Genomic DNA, 2,993 nt, shown 5'->3' on the forward strand with positions numbered 1-2,993 from the left:
AAAACAATGTATCAATCATCAGACTTGAAAAACTAAGTGGCATCAGGCAAACGGCAAAGACAAGCCGTAAAAATGAAAAAAATCTGCACACTTGGTCATTCTATCGATTAGCTGCTTTCATTGAGTACAAGGCCGCACTAGCAGGTATTCGAGTTGAATATGTCAATCCGGCATACACAAGTCAAATTTGTCCTGTCTGCGGAAAGAAAAATAAAGCTAAAGGTAGAAATTACACCTGTAAGTGTGGGTACCAATCTCACAGAGACTTAGTCGGTGCAATCAATATCATTGATGCACCTGTGATAGCCGGAGCTGCGTAGCAGCAGGCTTTCAGCCCATGCGACTACATGTCCTGGCATGGGACGAGGTGATGACACACCTCATAACTCGAAGTCATACTTGCCTACCGGAAACGGACTGGCATTTAATCATTCGAGAATCCTCCGGATTTATCCGTGGGGAGTGTCAAGTGATTGAATTATTTTAAAACCTATTTAAATGAATCCACCGAGGGATCCCCAAGAAAATATTACAGCCTAGCGGAGCTAGGAGATACAACAAGAATAGAACTTGCGGCGGTGTGGTATAATTTAATTAAAAAGGTTAACCGCATGATAATTTTAAAAAACAGAGGCATTAAAATATAAAAACAAAGGAAAGTGATTCTAATGGATTATAGAAAAGAACTCAAAAACACAAAAAGAATCGTCGTCAAGCTTGGAACCTCAACCCTTACTCATCCAAACGGAAGGCTTAATTTCGGAAGAATAGACCTTATTGCAAGAATTTTGTCGGATCTTCAAAACAAGGGACTCGAGATTGTGCTGGTGACATCAGGCGCAATAGCTACAGGTGCCATACGCCTGGACATGAAGGAAAAACCAACGGACCTTCCCGGAAAACAGGCTGCCGCTGCCATAGGCCAGGCTGTTCTGATGAGAATATACGAGAAATTTTTCCAAACCTATAACCAGGTTGTAGGCCAGGCTCTTATTACCAAGTCGGTTCTGGAGAATCCTTTGACAAAAAAGAACGTCGAAAACACCTTCAACAGGCTCTTGGAATGGGGAGTTATTCCAATTGTAAACGAAAACGACACTATAGCTACCGATGAAATAGAGACCGGCTACAAGGGACGCTTTGAGTTTGGAGACAATGACACCCTTTCGGCTGCGGTGGCAGCACTAATAAATGCTGACCTTCTTGTCATGATGAGCGATATAGACGGTCTCTTTACGGCAGACCCGAGAAAAGACCCCAGCGCCAAGATAGTGAGAATTGTAGAAGACATAACCGAGGATGTCGAACAGGCGGCCGAGGGAGCCGGAAGCGATTTCGGGACCGGAGGTATGGTTACCAAAATAATGGCAGCGAAGATTTGCAAGAAGGCCGGAGTAAGCACCCTTATAATGAACAGCGATTCTCCAGAGCTACTCTATGCTGTGCTTGACGGTAAAGAAATAGGGACACTTTTTCCTGCCAAGTCATAGATTCATTAATATGAACCTTTGAGATGGCAGGCACTTCCTACACATATACTAATTTCCATGGCGTCCCCTTTTTGTTATATTTTTCACAATCTCTTTCAAAAAATGTATCTTCAACCCAAGACTTTGCATAATCCAAAGGCTGAAGATATTAAAAACTGTTACTAGGAGTTGTTTGAAAAAGATTAATTTATTTTTCTTCAGCGTCGCTCATTATTTCCTTTAGGGATGCAGCCAGGCCAGCCAGGCTTTGTATTTCAGACGGTATTATTAGCTTGGTAGCCTTTCCGTCAGCAACCTTTGCAAGGGTTTCAAGACTCTTGAGAGATATTACCATATTGTTAGGTTCTGCGGCTTTCAGCATCTTAAGGCCTTCCGCTGTAGCGCTTTGCACCTTCAAGATTGCTTCGGCCTTTCCTTCCGCTTCGCGGATGGCAGCCTCTTTGTTGGCTTCTGCATTCAGTATTGCCGACTCTTTGTTTCCTTCGGCAATAAGTATAACCGACCGTTTTTCGCCTTCGGCCCGCAGTATGGCTTCCCTCCGACCCCGTTCGGCCTTCATCTGGCGCTCCATGGCGTCCTGAATTTCTGCAGGAGGCATTATGTTCTTAAGCTCAACACGGTTGACCTTAATTCCCCATGGATCGGTAGCCTCATCGAGTATGCTCCGCATTTTTGTATTTATAACATCCCTCGATGTCAGGGTTTGGTCGAGCTCAAGCTCGCCTATTATGTTACGCAGGGTCGTGGCCGTAAGGTTTTCTATTGCGCTCATGGGATTCTCCACGCCGTATGCATATGCCTTTGGATCCGTTATTTGATAGTATACAACCGTATCTATCTGCATCGTTACATTATCCTTTGTTATTACGGGTTGCGGTGGGAAATCAATAACATGCTCCTTCATTGAAACCTTCTTGGCGATGCGATCTATAAGAGGCAGCTTGAAATGGAGCCCCACCTCCCATGTTCCGATATAGCCTCCGAGACGTTCTATTACATATGCCCTTGCTTGAGGCACTATGCGTATGTTCGGCACGATTAGGGCCAGCGCCAATAGAATAAGTACAACTGTTACAATAAAATCAGCCATTTTATCTTCCTCCTTATTTGCTTTTCGGTCTTACGATGACCTTTACTCCCTCTACCCTTGCAACTACTACCTCGCTCTTTTCTTCAATTACGCTTCCGTCCTCAGAAACGGCGGTCCATATCTGTCCTTTTATTTTTATCTGCCCTGTTTCATGTGAAAGAATTTTTTTCTTGACGATGCCCTCATGTCCGATTATTTCGGATACATTTGTCTTCTGAGCGCCTATCTTTAGATATTCCTTGGCAATCGGCCTTGTAAAATATAGCAATATGACCTGAGTTTAGAACTTAATAATGTAAAAAACTCTTAAAACACTTGAAATCTGAGTGTTTTTTTATTGTTTTGTTTTCTAAAAAACGTTATGTTCTGTTATGTTTTGTGATATAATAAGTATAGAGGTGATTTTATGTTTA

General features: G+C 42.9%; 4 protein-coding genes and 1 pseudogene. 3 read left to right on the top strand and 2 right to left on the bottom strand.

The window, feature by feature from the left end; genetic code table 11:
* The 3 genes from JJE29_09385 to proB form a co-directional block, all read left to right on the top strand.
* On the top strand, positions 1 to 320 hold a 320-nt coding region (locus tag JJE29_09385), incomplete at its 5' end, for a transposase (protein MBK5252828.1).
* A 153-nt stretch (positions 321 to 473) separates the two neighbouring features.
* The gene (locus JJE29_09390) at positions 474 to 647 is read left to right on the top strand and encodes a hypothetical protein (protein MBK5252829.1); all 174 of its coding nucleotides are present in this window, start codon (positions 474 to 476) and stop codon (positions 645 to 647) included.
* A gap of 21 nt (positions 648 to 668) precedes the next feature.
* On the top strand, positions 669 to 1,490 hold the full coding sequence (proB, locus tag JJE29_09395) for a glutamate 5-kinase (protein ID MBK5252830.1): 822 nt from the start codon (positions 669 to 671) through the stop codon (positions 1,488 to 1,490).
* Positions 1,491 to 1,677: 187 nt separating this feature from the next.
* On the opposite strand, the gene JJE29_09400 is transcribed toward proB, so the two are convergent.
* Together JJE29_09400 and JJE29_09405 are read right to left on the bottom strand one after the other, a co-directional pair.
* The gene (locus JJE29_09400) at positions 1,678 to 2,580 is read right to left on the bottom strand and encodes an SPFH/Band 7/PHB domain protein (GenBank protein ID MBK5252831.1); all 903 of its coding nucleotides are present in this window, start codon (positions 2,578 to 2,580) and stop codon (positions 1,678 to 1,680) included.
* Positions 2,581 to 2,593: 13 nt separating this feature from the next.
* A pseudogene (locus tag JJE29_09405) lies at positions 2,594 to 2,854 on the bottom strand (NfeD family protein).
* Positions 2,855 to 2,993: the final 139 nt, after the last annotated feature.

The sequence above is a fragment of the Peptostreptococcaceae bacterium genome, assembly GCA_016649995.1.
Classification (GTDB): Bacteria; Bacillota; Clostridia; order Peptostreptococcales; family BM714; genus BM714.

Excerpts from the sequence above, each read along its gene's own strand:
- proB (MBK5252830.1), top strand. The coding sequence starts at position 669 with ATGGATTATAGAAAAGAACTCAAAAACACAAAAAGAATCGTCGTCAAG.
- JJE29_09400 (MBK5252831.1), bottom strand. The coding sequence starts at position 2,580 with ATGGCTGATTTTATTGTAACAGTTGTACTTATTCTATTGGCGCTGGCC.